Source organism: Flavobacterium sp., from assembly GCF_043773265.1.
GTDB lineage: Bacteria > Bacteroidota > Bacteroidia > Flavobacteriales > Flavobacteriaceae > Flavobacterium.
Window position 1 is genome coordinate 1 of record NZ_JAYVFH010000115.1, and the last position, 15895, is coordinate 15895.

General features: G+C 28.8%; 14 protein-coding genes and 2 pseudogenes. 7 read left to right on the forward strand and 9 right to left on the reverse strand.

Annotated features, from left to right (window positions below; genetic code table 11):
• Positions 1–1425 (reverse strand): GH3 auxin-responsive promoter family protein (locus tag ACH2BO_RS06140; RefSeq protein WP_395043874.1); only part of this gene is annotated, 1425 nt, incomplete at its 3' end.
• A 47-nt stretch (positions 1426–1472) separates the two neighbouring features.
• Positions 1473–1973, reverse strand: coding sequence for a peptidase (locus tag ACH2BO_RS06145; protein ID WP_395043875.1), 501 nt, complete (start codon positions 1971–1973; stop codon positions 1473–1475).
• Positions 1974–2144: 171 nt separating this feature from the next.
• On the opposite strand from ACH2BO_RS06145, the gene ACH2BO_RS06150 reads away from it, so the two are divergent.
• On the forward strand, positions 2145–2321 hold the full coding sequence (locus ACH2BO_RS06150; RefSeq protein ID WP_395043876.1) for a twin-arginine translocase TatA/TatE family subunit: 177 nt from the start codon (positions 2145–2147) through the stop codon (positions 2319–2321).
• Positions 2322–2399: 78 nt separating this feature from the next.
• Here the strand turns inward: ACH2BO_RS06150 and ACH2BO_RS06155 are convergent, their stop codons facing one another.
• The 6 genes and pseudogenes from ACH2BO_RS06155 to ACH2BO_RS06180 form a co-directional block, all read right to left on the reverse strand.
• On the reverse strand, positions 2400–4547 hold the full coding sequence (locus ACH2BO_RS06155; RefSeq protein ID WP_395043877.1) for a Tex family protein: 2148 nt from the start codon (positions 4545–4547) through the stop codon (positions 2400–2402).
• Between the two features lie 15 nt (positions 4548–4562).
• Positions 4563–5471: a cation diffusion facilitator family transporter gene (locus ACH2BO_RS06160; RefSeq protein WP_395043878.1), complete on the reverse strand. Its 909-nt coding sequence runs from the start codon at positions 5469–5471 to the stop codon at positions 4563–4565.
• Between the two features lie 7 nt (positions 5472–5478).
• On the reverse strand, positions 5479–5823 hold the full coding sequence (locus tag ACH2BO_RS06165; protein ID WP_395043879.1) for a DUF86 domain-containing protein: 345 nt from the start codon (positions 5821–5823) through the stop codon (positions 5479–5481).
• Complete coding sequence (locus tag ACH2BO_RS06170; RefSeq protein ID WP_395043880.1) at positions 5813–6100, reverse strand: nucleotidyltransferase family protein; 288 nt, start codon at positions 6098–6100, stop codon at positions 5813–5815. The genes ACH2BO_RS06165 and ACH2BO_RS06170 overlap by 11 nt, the downstream gene beginning before the upstream one ends.
• Positions 6101–6117: 17 nt before the next feature.
• On the reverse strand, positions 6118–6549 hold the full coding sequence (rpiB, locus tag ACH2BO_RS06175) for a ribose 5-phosphate isomerase B (RefSeq protein WP_395043881.1): 432 nt from the start codon (positions 6547–6549) through the stop codon (positions 6118–6120).
• A pseudogene (locus ACH2BO_RS06180) lies at positions 6546–7606 on the reverse strand (YhcG family protein). The gene rpiB and the pseudogene ACH2BO_RS06180 overlap by 4 nt, the downstream one beginning before the upstream one ends.
• 97 nt (positions 7607–7703) lie before the next feature.
• Between ACH2BO_RS06180 and ACH2BO_RS06185 the strand changes: the two are divergent.
• The gene (locus ACH2BO_RS06185) at positions 7704–8228 is read left to right on the forward strand and encodes a hypothetical protein (protein ID WP_395043882.1); all 525 of its coding nucleotides are present in this window, start codon (positions 7704–7706) and stop codon (positions 8226–8228) included.
• Between the two features lie 550 nt (positions 8229–8778).
• On the opposite strand, the gene ACH2BO_RS06190 is transcribed toward ACH2BO_RS06185, so the two are convergent.
• The gene (locus ACH2BO_RS06190) at positions 8779–9012 is read right to left on the reverse strand and encodes a DUF2007 domain-containing protein (RefSeq protein ID WP_395043883.1); all 234 of its coding nucleotides are present in this window, start codon (positions 9010–9012) and stop codon (positions 8779–8781) included.
• Positions 9013–9121: 109 nt separating this feature from the next.
• Between ACH2BO_RS06190 and rnr the strand changes: the two genes are divergently transcribed.
• From rnr to ACH2BO_RS06215, 5 genes and pseudogenes are all read left to right on the forward strand, one after another.
• A complete protein-coding gene (gene rnr / locus ACH2BO_RS06195; RefSeq protein WP_395043884.1) occupies positions 9122–11302 on the forward strand; it encodes a ribonuclease R in 2181 nt (726 codons plus the stop codon).
• Positions 11303–11352: 50 nt separating this feature from the next.
• Positions 11353–12018: pseudogene (locus tag ACH2BO_RS06200) on the forward strand (head GIN domain-containing protein).
• Positions 12019–12102: 84 nt separating this feature from the next.
• Positions 12103–12795 (forward strand): LysE family translocator, encoded by a 693-nt coding sequence (locus ACH2BO_RS06205; RefSeq protein ID WP_395043885.1) that lies wholly within the window; start codon positions 12103–12105, stop codon positions 12793–12795.
• Positions 12796–13159: 364 nt separating this feature from the next.
• A complete protein-coding gene (locus ACH2BO_RS06210) occupies positions 13160–14968 on the forward strand; it encodes an LTA synthase family protein (RefSeq protein ID WP_395043886.1) in 1809 nt (602 codons plus the stop codon).
• A 30-nt stretch (positions 14969–14998) separates the two neighbouring features.
• Positions 14999–15649, forward strand: coding sequence for a hypothetical protein (locus tag ACH2BO_RS06215; protein WP_395043887.1), 651 nt, complete (start codon positions 14999–15001; stop codon positions 15647–15649).
• Positions 15650–15895: the final 246 nt, after the last annotated feature.

The following is a 15895-nucleotide window of genomic DNA, read 5'->3' on the forward strand; positions in this document are numbered from 1 at the left end:
GCCAATGGATTTCATATAATCTTGAAAACCGTTTTTTGCCACTTTTGTAATCACTAAATTTTGCAAAACTTTACCAACAATCAAGTCGTCGTAATAGATGTTTTGTTTGCGCATTTCGTTATTTATTGCTAATGCAAATTCTTGAATGTCAATTGATTCATCCGAATTTTTGGAGTCGAATTCGACAAACCATTCGTGGTATGGCAAACCAGAATTTGGCGTGATTTGTGGCGCAACCGTAAACTCATTTATTGCAATATTGGTATTTTGTATTGCTTCTTTCAAGGCGTGTTCAACTTCTTTGCCAATAACGTGCTCGCCAAAAGCCGATATATAATGTTTAATGCGCCCAGAAACTATTACTCGATATGGTTTTAATGATGTGAATTGAACCGTATCGCCAATGTTGTATGCCCAAAGTCCAGCATTTGTTGAAATTATTAAAACATAATTAATATTTAATTCAACTTCGCCAATTGTGTATCGTTTTGGATTGTCTGAAAAAAACTCATCAGATTTTACAAATTCATAAAAAATTCCAGCGTTTAAAAGCAGTAACATTCCTTTTTCAGATTGTTTGTCTTGATAGGCAAAAAATCCTTCGGAAGCTGGAAATAATTCTATCGAATCTACTTTTCTTCCTATTAAGTTTTCGAATTTTGCTCTGTATGGTTCATAATTTACACCACCATAAATAAATAAATTGAAGTTTTTAAAGAGTTCTCCAACTGTCTTTCCTCCTTTTTGATTTAGTTTTTCAAAATACATTTGAACCCAAGATGGAATTCCAGAAATAACAGACATATTTTCATTGATTGTTTCTTCTACAACAGCATTAACTTTGGTTTCCCAATCGTCAATGCAATTGGTTTCCCAAGAAGGAAGTCTGTTTTTTTGCAAGTATTTAGGAACAAAATGAGCTACAATTCCAGATAATCTTCCAAGTTTTATTCCGTTTTTTTCTTCTAATGTTGGACTTCCTTGCAAGAAAATCATTTTGCCATCAACAAATTTTGAATTTCCTGTTTCGTGAATGTAACTTAATATTGCATTTCGTGCTGCTTCGATATGAAAAGGCATACTTTCTTTAGTAAGCGGAATGTACTTTGCTCCAGATGTTGTGCCAGAAGTTTTGGCAAAATAAAGTGGTTTTCCTTTCCAAAGTATATTTTCTTCGCCTTTTACAACTTTGTCAATATAAGGTTTTAATTCTTCATAATCTCTTATTGGAACTTGCTTTGCAAATGCTTGAAAGGATTTAATTTGTTCAAAATCATGGTCTTTTCCAAACTGAGTATTTTCCGCTTGACGGATTAAATCTTTAAATACTCTTTGTTGAGTTTCAATAGGATTACTTGCCCATTTCAAGGTTTTTTTATAAATTTTCTTGGCGAATATTTTTGCTGCAATTGATTTTATTGACATGTTATAAAGACGCTAATTTTACCACTAAGACGCTAAGTCGCAAAGTTTTATTTTTTAATTTTTGATTTTTCAGCTTTTATTCTTGCTTCTTCTTCGGCAACTTCTTTTCTTAATTTTAGTTCAGATTCTGTTGCTGTTAATTCTAAATCTGGCAAAGTATCGACAGAAATTGCTAATATAGAGTCTTTATTTACTTTGGAATATTCAAGATTACCGCTCAATACTTTTTTTATAGATTCAAGATATGCTTCATTTTTCTTTATTGCAAATTCTAAAGAATCAGATTTCAGAGCCATTTCGGTTGCTTCTTTTCTCAATTTAGAAGATGAATATCCAGGAATATATTCTCTTAATGGAGTAAAAGCAATAATGAAAGTTGTAAATGTAATTATCAAAATTGTTCCAATTGATGCAACAACAAAAACATTCATTAAAGTTAATCTTAACGAAAATATTTCTTCAAAAGTATCTTCGTTTAAGATAACCAATCGGTTTTTTGTAAATAATCTTTTCTTTAATAATTGTTTTTTGTGGCGTTTTTTAGACATGGTTTTTATATATCATACAAATATAGAAAATTTGTGGTTTTTTTGTTTATGAAACTTTTAACGTTGTTTGATTGTAAATATATTGTAGAAAATTAAATGTGTTGTTTTTTCTTTTTACATTTGCAATATATTATTAATTAAGAATTTGCGAAAGCATAAATTTTATAAATCATGGGAAGAATGGGAGCAACTGAATGGATTGTAATTGGTGTTGTTATTTTACTGCTTTTTGGAGGTAAAAAAATTCCAGAATTAATGAAAGGATTAGGTTCTGGAGTTAAAGAATTTAAAAATGCAGCAAAAGGTGAAGACCAACCTGCAGATTCTAAAAAAGAAGAAACTAAATAGTTTTTATTAAATTTTAATATTAAAATTCCAAATTCCAATTTTTATTGTTGGAGTTTGGAATTTTATTTTTGATTTTTTTTACAAAACCATCGTCAACTGAATTCGTTTTCTGTCTTCATCAACCTCAACCACTTTTACTTGAACGTGTTGGTGGAGTTTTACAACTTCGTTTACATCGCTAACAAAACCTGCTTTTAGTTGCGAAATATGTACCAAACCACTTTCTTTTATTCCAATATCTACAAAGCAACCAAATGCTGTAATGTTGTTTACAATTCCGGGTAAAATCATTCCGGTTCTTAAATTTTTTATAGAAGTTACTGTTGGATCAAACTCAAAAACTTTGGCAGATTTTCTTGGATCTAGACCTGGTTTTTCTAATTCTTTTACAATGTCTTTTAAGGTTAAAATTCCAATTTCTTTGCTAACATAATCTTCTAGATTTATTTTAGATATTTTTTCTTTATTGGCAATTAATTCTGAAACTTTTATTCCTGAATCTTTTGCCATTTTCTCCACAATTCCGTAAGCTTCTGGATGAACTGCCGAATTATCTAACGGATTTTTTCCGTCTTTAATTCTGATAAAAGCTGCGGCTTGTTGGTATGCTTTTTCGCCTAATCGTGGAACTTTTTTAAGTTGTTTTCTATCTTCAAATGCTCCGTTTTCTTGTCTGAAAGCAACAATATTTTCGGCCATTTTTTCGCCAATTCCAGAAACGTAACTCAACAGCGATTTACTTGCGGTATTAATGTTAATTCCAACTGAATTTACGCATCGAACTACAACCGAATCTAATTCTTCTTTCAATTTTATTTGATCAACATCGTGCTGGTATTGTCCAACTCCAATAGATTTTGCATCAATTTTTACCAATTCTGCCAATGGATCTGAAAGTCGTCTTCCGATAGAAACCGAACCACGAACGGTAACATCATAATTTGGAAATTCATCTCGAGCAATTTTACTCGCTGAATATACCGATGCTCCAGCTTCAGAAACTACAAATACTTGTAATGACTTATCAAAAGCAATTTTCTTAATAAAAAACTCTGTTTCACGGCTTGCTGTTCCGTTTCCAATAGAAATTGCTTCGATATTATAGGCATTGACCATCGAACGAATTTTTTTCATCGCCATAACATCTTCTTTTTGTGGCGCATGCGGATAAATGGTTTCGTTGTACAACAAATCACCTTTTTCGTCAAGGCAAACTACTTTACAACCACTACGAAATCCTGGATCTATTGCCAAAATTCGTTTTTCTCCTAATGGTGGCGCCAATAACAATTGTCCTAAATTATTAGCAAAAACATCAATGGCTGTTTTATCGGCTTTGGCCTTGGCTTCTTGCAAAGTTTCATTAGAAATTGCTGGTTCTAAAAGGCGTTTGTAACTGTCTTTTATAGCTAATTCTAAATGGGATTTGGCTTCAGAACGACTGTTAGTAATGATGTTTTCTTCAATAAAATCTAAAGCTTCTTGTTTTTCTATTTCGATATTTAGTTTTACAAATCCTTCGCTTTCGGCACGTAACATAGCCAATAATCGGTGTGATGGTGCTTTAGAAATTGGTTCTGACCAATCGAAATATTGAGAAAATTTTTGAGCTTCTGGATTTGCGATGTTCGAAGCAATCTCGTCTTTTTTAGCTTTTGAAACTTTTGTAGAAACTATTCCATTTCGCTGAAATAATCTTCTAAGATTTTTTCTAATATAAATGTTTTCGTTAATCCATTCGGCAATAATATCTCTTGCGCCTTGCAACGCATCATCTTCGTTTACAACGTTTTTATTAAGATATTTTGATGAAATAAAATCGATATCTTCATTTCCTTGCGACATAATTATTTTTGCCAAAGGTTCTAATCCGTTTTCACGAGCAACATCGGCTTTGGTTTTTTTCTTCTTTTTATAAGGTAAATACAAGTCTTCTATTTCTTGTAAATCGAAACTTTTTTCAATTTTAGATTTCAATTCAGGCGATAATTGACCTTGTTCTTCTATTGTTTTTAAAATACTTTCTTTGCGTTTTACAATTTCGTCATATTGTTTAGAAAGTTTTGCAATTTGTTCAATAATTACCTCATCTAGATTGCCAGTTTGGTCTTTTCGGTAACGAGAAATAAACGGAATTGTGCAATCTTCATTGAGCAATTTTAACGTTGCTTCAATGTTTTTAGGAATTGTATTAACTTGGCTTTGAATGAAATTTATATTGGTCATTATGGTAGTAAATAATTAATCCTGAACAATAAAATCCTTAGAGTCTTCTTTCTTAAATTCAGGTTGAATATTGATGTGATTGATGTGGAATTGTGTAAATAAAACCTGTTCTATTTTGTCCAAAAGTTCATTAAATTCACTCATTTTTATATCTTCAGAACAATCTAAATGTGCTTCGAGATGCAATTCGTCATCGTTTAAATTCCAAATATGAATGTGATGCAACTTGTTTACACCTTCTATTTTATGTACTTCGCGAACAATTTCTTTAATGTCAATATTATCTGGTGTAAAAAGCATCAAGATTTTTGTGGACGTTTTTATTAAATCAACTCCAACTACAATTAAGTATATAGCAATTAAAATTGTCATTACACTGTCTACCCAAAACCAACCAAAATATTTCATCAATAATCCACCAATTAAAACTGCCACAGAAGCCATCATATCTGTAAACAAATGCAAATATGCCGATTTCATATTAAGATTGTGTTCGGCATCTTTTTTTAATAGTAAAGCTGAAAATCCATTGACTGCAATTCCTAATATAGATAACCAAATGACCAAATTGGATTCGATTATTTTAGGTTCTATAAATCGTTCTATTGCGCCATAAATTAAAAATAATGCTACAATAATTAAGGTTGAAGCGTTTACAAAAGCCGCAATAAGTTCTGCACGTTTAAATCCGAAAGTATGATTTAAAGATGCTTTTCGTTTGGATAATTTATTAGCATACAAACTAAAAACTAAAGTCAAAACATCTGAAAAATTATGTAACGCATCTGATATTAACGCTAAACTTCCAGAGAAAATTCCGCCAACAACTTGTGCCGAAGTAATTAAAATATTGAGTAAAATAGAATAAATTAAATTTTTTCCTTTTACTTCGTGTTTATGAATGTTTACGTGATTGTTTGACATTTTTGTGTTATTTAATGTCGTTTAGAATTTCAAGAATTTGAAATTTTAATTTTGGTAAGTCCGTTTGAAAAGTATTCCAAACAGCATCGTGATCGACTTTAAAATATTCGTGAACTAAAAAATTTCTCATTCCTTTGGCTTGAATCCAAGCAACATTTGGATATTTTGATTTTAAATCGTCTTCAACATGAGTTATCGCTTCTCCAATTATAGCAATATTCCTTAAAATTGCATCTTGTTTTATCCAATCTTCTAAATAATCACCATAGGACAAATCTTTAGTTATTATTTCTATTTTTTCAATACATTCTACAACATGTTGCAAACGAAATAAATTTTTTTCATTGTCCATAAATTACTTTTAAATCTTTAAAAACGTTTGCTTTTAACAAATGATGAACTGCATTTTCTGAAACTAAATCAACTTCTTTATGAAGATTTTCTTGTAATTTATTTTGAATATCAACTAAACCAAAAAGTGAAATTGGCGAATTAAAACTATACAAAATATCAATATCGCTTGATGTTTTTTCTTCGTTTCTGGCCACCGAACCAAACAAACCAATACGTTTTGGGTTGTATGGCATTAAGGTTTCAATAATAATATCTATTTCTATTTGTGATACCATTTTACAAATTTACTAAATTAATTACAACTAATTTTATCAACTCGAGTCGCGTGTCTTCCTCCTTCAAAATTAGTGTTCAAAAAAGCATCAACCATTTCTACAGCTTGAGCAATTGAAGTGAATCGTGCCGGAATACTTATAATATTGGCATCATTATGTTGTCTGGCAAGCGTTGCAATTTCTTTTGTCCAACAAATTGCGGCTCTAATTCCTTGATGTTTATTGGCTGTCATTGCAATTCCGTTTCCGCTTCCGCAAATAAGAATACCAAAAACGGCAATTTTATTTTCAACATCAACAGCAACCGAATGACCAAAATCTGGATAATCTACACTATCAAAAGTATTGGTTCCGTGATTGATAATTTCATAACCTTTGGTTTCTAAAAATGCTACAATTGCTTTTTTATAATCTGGTCCGGCGTGATCGTTTCCTATTGAGATTTTCATAAACTATTATTTTTTAATTCGTTTTCTATTTCTTCAATTGTTGGCAAGCTGCTTTTTAAATCTTCTGGAATTATTTCAGTTAATTGAAATTCGCTTATACCTATTGGTTTATTTAAATCGCGCAAAGCAAATTCTGCTTCAATATTATTTTTATCTCTACACAAAAGTATTCCTATTGTAGGTTTATCATCTTCATTTTTCAACAATGTGTCTATTGCAGATAGATAAAATTTATTTTGCCTGCATATTCTGGTATAAATTTTGTGTTTTTTAATTCAATTACAACATAACATTTTAATTTGATATGATAAAAAAGTAAATCTATTGAATAATCATTTTCGGCAATTGCAAATCGATATTGTTGTGCTACAAATGCAAATCCTTTACCTAATTCTAATAAAAATTTCTTTAAATGATGAATCAATTGGTTTTCTATGTCTTTTTCTTTAGCAGAAGTTGATAGTGTTAAAAAATCAAATATATAAGGGTCTTTCAACGTTTGCTCTGCTAAATCTGAAAATGGTTTAGGCAAAGTATATTTGAAATTGTTAATTGCCTTTCCGTTTCTTTCAAACAAGTTTGTTTTAATTTGAAGTGCCAAAACATCTCTACTCCAGTTATTTTCAATAGTTTGTTGAATGTAAAATGTTGCTTCTTGAATGTCTTTTGATTTACTGTAAATCAATATATTGTGTCCCCAAGGAATTTGGGCAACAAGCTGTTGCCTAATTTCAGAATTATTATAAAAAGAATAAAAATTGCGGATGTATTTTATATTTCTTGTCGAAAAACCTTTTATTTCTGGAAATTCCTCTTTTAAATCTAATGAGATTTGATTTATTAGTTTATCGCCCCAATTATAAAACTCTTGTTTTTCAGAAATCAATTTACCTAATTCCCAATAAAAAAGAATTAATTCAGAATTAACCGCAATTGCTGCTTTTATTTGAACCGAACGAATTTTACCTTTTAATTCATTTATCCAAATTTTATAATCGGTATTTATTTGATTTAAATCAGACATTTCTAAAAATATTATATTTACAAAATTAATCATTTAAAAATGAAATCGCTATTAAAACATTTGTTGTAAACAAAACCAATAAATAAAAAGCGATACCATAAATGACCGATAAAAAACAATTTTTACATTTATGAAATTTACAGCAACTATTTCAAGATTTGGCGAAAGTGAAGTTTTTTGGACTTCTATTATTATTATTCCTGATGAAATCTATCAAAAAATGATTCTTCTTTCTCCAAAAAAACGAATTGTTTGCACACTCAATAATTCTTATACCTTTCATTGTGCAATGATTCCGAAAAATCCTTTTCATTATATAATGTTGAGTAAAGAAAAAATAAAAGAATTGAAACTAAATATAAATGATGAAATTTCTGTTGAAATAATTGCAGATAAAAGTGAATACGGAATAGATGTTTCGGATGAATTTCAAGAGGTTTTAGATTGTGATGAAATTGGTGAAATATTATTCAAAAAACTTACACCTGGAAAACAAAGAAGTTTGATTTATTTAATGAATAAAACTAAAAATTCTAATCTAAAAATAGAAAAATGTTTCGTCATTTTAGAACACTTAAAAAGAAACAAAGGAATACTTGACCTTGAACTACTTAACCAAGATTTTAAAAATTATAGAAATAAACAAAAATTATAACTATCTGATAATCATCACTAAATAGGTAATCTTAATGTTAATTTTTTGTATTGTTAATAGTGTTTTGTAATGTGTTGAAAATCAGTTAACGTTAAATTAACATACAATGTTAACAACTTTATATAGTTTTTTAGAACTTTTTCTTGGTTGTATATAAATAAATTGTAATCAAAAATTAACATTAGAAATCCTAATTTAGTTTAGTCTATTTTTAGAAAAGTTATCAATAAAATTTTATAGTTTTTCAACAGAAAATGCAATTCAAAGTTATCTACAAAAAGTAGGTTTTTTTAGTTGTCAACAACTGTTTATAAAAAATAAAAAAAGCTTAAAAATGAGTGCTTTACTTTCTTAAAAGTATGTTAATAAAAACATATAAATAAATATAACTACAAAAACTACTATTTAAAAATAAACTTATTGTACCAATTAACACGCTATAATAACCACCAAAAATTAATTTAAATTTAAAATATTTTTTTGTTGTATTTAATATATGTTGACAACTTTCATTTTTAGAAAATAAAATAAAGAGAAAAGAATATAGACTTTAAACAATATCTAAATTAGTATTTAAGTTATCTAAAATTTCTTTTACTTCTTCTTTATCGTTTGGATGCACTTTTAATTGAATACCTCCATAAGCTATAGTTGCCATTGGATTTATAGAAATTAAATTTTCGTTTAGAAATAAATATTGTATTCCTTTATAATCTAAAATAGTTTTTAAAATAGTGATTTCGTGAGGAAAATTAAAAGTGGCTATTGTTATAAATTCGATCATTTTTTATTTTTTATAAAGATACAAAAGTTATTTTTTCAATAAATCTATTCTCTATTTTCTATTTTCTATTTTCTTATTTGTAATTTTAAACCTTATTAAGAAAAAGAATATGAGTAAATTCCCAAAAAAGTTTGGAAAAATAGAGAAAACCTTCTCTGAAAAGATTTTAAAAATACTATCACAAAATGCCAATAAACCATTCAATTACAAGCAAATATGCGCTGTTCTTGAATTGAATGATACCAAAAGCAGAAACGAAATTATTAAAGATTTAAAAATCCTTACTGCACAAAAAGTTATTATTGAAAACGAACCTGGAAGTTATTTAGTGAAAGCAATTTCGCAAGATTATTATGAAGGAACAATTGATATGACTTCAAGAAGAACCGCTTATTTTATTTCACCTGATTTTGAAGTTGATGTTTTTATTCCAACAAATAACTTGAATCATGCTTTAGATAAAGATAAAGTTAAGGTTTATGTTTACAATCGTCGTCGTGGTATAAAACCTGAAGGTGAAGTAATTGAAGTTCTAGAAAGAAACAAAACAGAATTTGTTGGAGTTATAGATATTCAAAAGAATTTTGCTTTTGTTTCTACTGCAAATGCTAAAATGTATACCGATATTTTTATTCCAAAAGATAAATATAACGGCGCAGAACAAGGCGATGTTGTTGTAGTTAGAATTGAAGATTGGCCCAAAAAAGCAGATTCACCTTTTGGTTCAGTAATTAATGTTTTAGGAAAACCTGGAGAACACGATACCGAAATTCATGCCATTCTTGCCGAATATGGTTTACCGTATGATTTTCCGGTTGAAGTAGAAGTTTTTGCACAAAAATTAGATACAGCCATTCATCCAGAAGAAATTGCAAAGCGTCGTGATATGCGCGATACATTGACCTATACGATTGATCCAAAAGATGCCAAAGATTTTGATGATGCCTTGTCGTTCAAAAAATTAGAAAACGGAAATTACGAAATTGGAATTCACATTGCCGATGTTTCTCACTATTTACAAGAAGGAACAATTTTAGATGATGAAGCTTACAATCGTGGAACTTCGGTTTATTTAGTAGATAGAGTTGTACCAATGTTGCCCGAAGTTTTATCAAATTTTGCTTGTTCGCTTCGTCCAAATGAAGAAAAATATACTTTTTCTGCTATTTTTGAAATTGATAATAAGGCAACGGTTTTAAATCAATGGTTTGGAAGAACAGTTATCAATTCTGACCAACGTTTTGCTTATGAAGAAGCGCAAGTAATAATCGAAACAAAAGCTGCTACAATTCCGGCAGAAATTTCTCTTACAGGAAAAGAATATAAAGCATCCGATGAAATTACCGAAGCTACTTTAAAATTAGACGAATTAGCTAAAATTCTTCGTAGAAAAAGAATGAGTGAAGGCGCAATTTCATTTGATAAAGTAGAAGTAAAATTCAATTTAACAGATGATGGCGAACCAGAAGGAGTTTATTTTAAAGTTTCTAAAGATGCCAATCATTTGATAGAAGAATTTATGCTTTTGGCAAATAGAAAAGTTGCCGAATATATTGGTAAACAAAAGAAAACATTTGTTTACAGAATTCACGATGAACCTAATGAAGACAAGCTTTTTGCAATGCAAGCTTTGATTTCTAAATTTGGTTATAAGATAGATTTACGCGATAAAAAAGACATTTCTAAATCGTTAAACCAATTAATGGCAGACGTTAACGGAAAAAAAGAGCAAAATTTAATTGATACTTTGGCAATTCGAACGATGAGTAAGGCCAAATATTCTACAGAAAATATTGGTCATTACGGATTAGCTTTTGATTATTACAGCCATTTTACATCACCCATTAGACGTTATCCAGACGTAATGGTACATCGTTTACTTCAATTTTATTTGGACGGCGGAAAATCAGTTTCTGCAGAAGTCTATGAAGAAAAATGTGAACATTCAAGCAATATGGAAAGTCTTGCGACAAATGCCGAGCGTGATTCAATCAAATACATGCAGATAAAATACATGCAAGATCACAAAGACGAAGAGTTTTTGGGAGTTATTTCTGGAGTTACTGAATGGGGAATTTATGTAGAAATTGTATCAAATAAATGCGAAGGAATGTGTAGAATTCGCGAAATAAAAGATGATTATTACACCTTTGATGAAAAACAATATGCACTTGTAGGCGAAATTTCTAAGAGTATTTTACAATTAGGCGACGAAGTTTACGTTAAAGTAAAGAACGCCGATTTGGTTAAGAAACAGCTTGATTTTACCTTCTTAAGAAAAAATGAGTAGTTATTAAGTGTTCAGTGCTCAGTTTTTAGTGTTCAGTTAAAAGAATTATTATGAAAAAAATATTTTTTAGTTTACTAGTAATAAGTCAAATAGCATTTTCGCAAACCGAAAAAGAAGTTGGCGATTTTAATAAAGTAACTTCATTTGACAAAATAGACGTTTTGTTAGTTCCATCTAATGAAAACAAGGTAGTTTTAGTTGGAGATAATTCAGAAATTGTAGAAGTTGTCAATAAAAATAGCGAACTAAAAATTAGAATGCCGTTAACTAAATTATTATCTGGCGATGGTGTTTCTGCAACTGTTTATTTTAAAGAAATTGATGCTGTAGAAGCTAACGAAGGTTCTAGAATTGCATGTCAAACTACTTTTGATACTACAATTTTTGATGTTATTGCCAAAGAAGGATCAGAAATTAAAATTAAAATTAATGTTGAAAAATTAAATTTAAGAGTTGCAAATGGTTCAACAGTTTCTATATCTGGAAAAGCTAATTATCAGGACGTTATAGTAAACTCTGGAGGAAATTATGAAGCAGAAAAGTTAACAACTAAGTAAACCACAATTACTTCAAATGCTGGAGGCAATGCAACTATTTTTGCAACTGATTTAGTTGATGCAAAGGTTCGCGCTGGTGGAAAAATATTAATCCACGGAAACCCTAAACAAATAAATCAAAAAATTATTGCTGGCGGAAGAATAGAAGAAGTAAAATAAAAAAGTATAAAATAGAATTTATTTACTATTTTTGAGAAACTTGAAACTTTCAACTTGAAACCTTCAACTCGAAACTATTAAAAAATGATTAACGATATTTTATCTGCCATTCCTTGGGGAATTTTACTTGCATTTACCATTGGACCAGTTTTTTTTGTTTTACTAGAAACTAGCATTACCAAAGGATTTAGAGCCGCAATGGTATTAGATTGCGGTGTTGTTTTTGCAGACCTGGTTTTTATTCTAATTGCCTATTTTAGTACAAACCAAATACTAGAGAAACTAAAAGATGATCCGGGATTATTTGTTTTTGGAGGTGCAATTATGTTGAGCTTTGGTATAATATCTTATATAAAAGAGAAAAAAGATTTTGAAAAAAAACAACAAGAAGAACTTGATGATGAAGATAATATTCCTAAAAACAATTATTTAGGATTGTTTTTTAAAGGATTCTTTTTAAACTTTATAAACATTGGTGTTTTAGGTTTTTGGCTTGGAATTATTATTGTTTTTGGACCAAAACTAAATATGGAAACCGATAGAATAATTATGTTTGTTTCCACAATAATCATAACCTATTTTCTTATAGATATATTAAAAATAAATGTTGCAAAACAATTAAAATCCAAATTAACACCATTTAATATTTATAAAATAAAACGAACAATAAGTGTTGTTTTAATGATTTTTGGAAGCTTTCTGATGGTACAAGGGTTTTTTCCTAAAGAAAAGCAATTGATAAAAGAAAAGATAGAACAATTAAACAATCAAAATTAAACTTAGTTGTACTCTTTTCTAAAAATCCCACCACAGATTCACAGATTATCAAAATAATTAAATAAACATGTTGATAGGTGGTGAAAATTTATATTTTTATCAAGCATGCTTTAAGTCAAAAAAGCAAAACTACTGACTTAAAACCCATTGTGGTTTATTTAAAGGATTAAACGTACTTTTACATAAAATTTTACATTCTTACATTAATAATTTCATGAAAAATTTCTTAATTAATCGTTTTTCAATTCTATTTAATTTTATTATAATCTATTGTATACTAGGTTTTTCAATTAGAACTGTTTTGTTTTTTTTGTCCTTTAAATCAATTGATTTTTCTATTTTAAACCTTTTTAAAATTTATGGATTGGGCTTCCTTTTTGATATTGGAACAGCTGTTTTTTTTAGTTTTATTTATGGATTGTATTTATTAATTCTACCAACAAAATTTATTGGAACATTATTCGATAAATCAATTACATATTTCATTTTATTCTTTACTTTTTTTATCACAGTTTTTTCTTTTTTGGCTGAGTTTCCTTTTTGGGATGAATTCAATACGCGCTTCAATTTCATTGCCGTAGATTATTTAATTTATACTTATGAAGTTGTTGAAAACATCAATCAATCATATCCTTTGCCAGTTTTGATTTTTACTTTATTACTTCTCACAGGATTATTTTTCTTTTATTTTAGAAAAACTAATAAATTCAAAACAGTTTTTTCTAATAAAATGGTTTTCAAGAAAAGACTTGTTTACATGCTGATTTTATCTTTTATTGGTTTTATTTATATTCAATTTATTACCAACAAGCAGGCAGAAACTAGTGAGAATCTTTATGTAAACGAACTATCAAAAAATGGTGTTTATTCTTTTTTTGCTGCCTTTCGTTCTAACGAATTAGATTATGAAACGTTTTATCAAAAACTTTCTAATCAAGAAGCATTTTCTATAATTAAAAAAGATATACTACAAAATAATCAAACATTTACAAATAACGAAATGACAAGTTTGGATAGAAAAGTCACAAACGAAGGAGTTGAAAACAACCCAAATGTTATTTTAATTTGTATAGAAAGTTTTAGTGCCGAATTCATGACAGCTTTTGGAAATAAAGAAAATCTTACTCCAAATCTAGATAAATTGTCAAACGAAAGTGTCTTTTTCACCAATCTTTATGCTACAGGAACAAGAACCATTCGTGGTATGGAAGCATTAACTCTTTCTGTTCCGCCAGCTCCAGGAAACAGCATTGTGCGTCGTCCAGATAATTCTAATTTATACTCAATTGCAACCGTCTTAAAACAAAAAAATTATAATCTAAATTTTATTTATGGTGGTGATGGATATTTTGATAATATGAATACTTTTTTTGGAGGTCAAGGTTTTAATATTGTTGATAGAAATAGAGGAAATCCTCTTGCCGACGATATAAAAACTAAAAGAATAAACATTGAAGATAGCGAAGTAACCTTTGAAAACGCTTGGGGAATTTGTGATGAAGATATTTATAAAAAAACTTTAAAAGTTGCAGATGCAAACTATGCTACAAAACAACCTTTTTTCGATTTTATTATGACTACTTCTAATCACAAACCATTTTCTTTTCCAAAAGGAGCAATAGATATGCCACAAGGAACACGAGAATCTGTAATAAAATATACCGATTTTGCCATCGGAAAATTTATTGCAGAAGCTAAAACTAAACCATGGTTTAAAAATACAGTTTTTGTTATTGTTGCAGATCATTGTGCTAGTAGCGCAGGAAAATGGGAAATTAATATAGATAAACATCATATTCCAGCAATGATTTATAACTTAAATACAACACCCGAAAAAGTAAATAAATTAGTATCACAAATAGATTTAATGCCAACCGTTTTTGGATATTTAAACTGGAATTATAACACCTCTTTATACGGAAAAGACATTCGTTTTATACAACCCAGTCAAGAAAGAGCATTGTTAGGAAATTACAGAACATTGGGATTGCTTCAAAACTCAATTTTTACAGAAATTAACGACAGAAGAAAATGCAATCAATATCAATGGAAAGCTTCTAATAAAGAAATGAAAGCTATAAAAAGCCAAGATATAACTTTAAAAAAGCTAACCATAGCCAATTACCAAACAGCAAGTTATAGATTTAAAAAAGGTTTAATGAAAGCGAAATAAAACAATAATTTAATAAAGTTATCGCTTGTTATGAAGAAATTATTTAGAATTTATTTCTTTCTTTTCTCCCTTTCATTTTATGGACAAAATGATACGATTTCGGTTGTTTATCATACAGAAAATGATTTTGTTATTCCAAAAAACACTAAAATAGTTTACAGAGGATTTTTAAATGAAGTTTTTATTGATGTTCCTAATTCAAAATCATTCGAGGTCGAAGGAATAGGTGTTTCAAAAAAAGAAAAAAACACCTACAATATTAATCCATCATCAGGAACAGATGTTATTATTAATATATCTGGAGTTTTAAAAAATGGAAAGAAATTTTCTGAAAAGCAACTTTTTAAAATTCGCAACCTTCCAAATCTTCAAATGAACATTAATAATCTTAATGGATTTCAAGTTAGAATGCAAAAACAAAACCTTTTAAACGCTGTAATAAAAGGTAGTTTTCCAGATAAACATATTGGATTAAATTGTACTATTAAAAGTTTTGAATTAAGAATACCAGGATATAGTTCTTTTCATATTGATGGAAACAAAATTAAAGAAGAGTATTATAAAAAAATACATAGCAAGGTAAAGATAGGCGATGAAATAGTTATATGCGATATAAGATTTTCTGTAAATATTAACGCATTAATTTGTAAAATTAATCCAATTGTTATAGAAATTTATTAATTTATGTTTTACGACGATAGGAGAAATCACATATTAAATATCACATAATGAGATTTTTCGTTCCTCAGAATGACAAAATTGTATTTAAAATTTCGGATTCGAACATAACTTTAATTAATTTTTAGATTCTGAAACAAGTTCAGAATAAAAAAAAAGAGACACATTTCTGTATCTCTTCTTGAGGCATCGTCCGGATTCGAACCGGAGTAGGAGCTTTTGCAGAGCCCAGCCTAGCCGCTCGGCCAC

Bases quoted from the DNA above. Each gene is read 5' to 3' on its own strand.
- ACH2BO_RS06215 (WP_395043887.1), top strand. From the start codon at position 14,999: ATGAAGAAATTATTTAGAATTTATTTCTTTCTTTTCTCCCTTTCATTT.
- ACH2BO_RS06170 (WP_395043880.1), bottom strand. From the start codon at position 6,100: ATGGTATCACAAATAGAAATAGATATTATTATTGAAACCTTAATGCCA.
- ACH2BO_RS06205 (WP_395043885.1), top strand. From the start codon at position 12,103: ATGATTAACGATATTTTATCTGCCATTCCTTGGGGAATTTTACTTGCA.
- ACH2BO_RS06145 (WP_395043875.1), bottom strand. From the start codon at position 1,973: ATGTCTAAAAAACGCCACAAAAAACAATTATTAAAGAAAAGATTATTT.
- ACH2BO_RS06190 (WP_395043883.1), bottom strand. From the start codon at position 9,012: ATGATCGAATTTATAACAATAGCCACTTTTAATTTTCCTCACGAAATC.
- ACH2BO_RS06160 (WP_395043878.1), bottom strand. From the start codon at position 5,471: ATGTCAAACAATCACGTAAACATTCATAAACACGAAGTAAAAGGAAAA.
- ACH2BO_RS06150 (WP_395043876.1), top strand. From the start codon at position 2,145: ATGGGAAGAATGGGAGCAACTGAATGGATTGTAATTGGTGTTGTTATT.
- rnr (WP_395043884.1), top strand. From the start codon at position 9,122: ATGAGTAAATTCCCAAAAAAGTTTGGAAAAATAGAGAAAACCTTCTCT.
- rpiB (WP_395043881.1), bottom strand. From the start codon at position 6,549: ATGAAAATCTCAATAGGAAACGATCACGCCGGACCAGATTATAAAAAA.
- ACH2BO_RS06165 (WP_395043879.1), bottom strand. From the start codon at position 5,823: ATGGACAATGAAAAAAATTTATTTCGTTTGCAACATGTTGTAGAATGT.
- ACH2BO_RS06185 (WP_395043882.1), top strand. From the start codon at position 7,704: ATGAAATTTACAGCAACTATTTCAAGATTTGGCGAAAGTGAAGTTTTT.
- ACH2BO_RS06155 (WP_395043877.1), bottom strand. From the start codon at position 4,547: ATGACCAATATAAATTTCATTCAAAGCCAAGTTAATACAATTCCTAAA.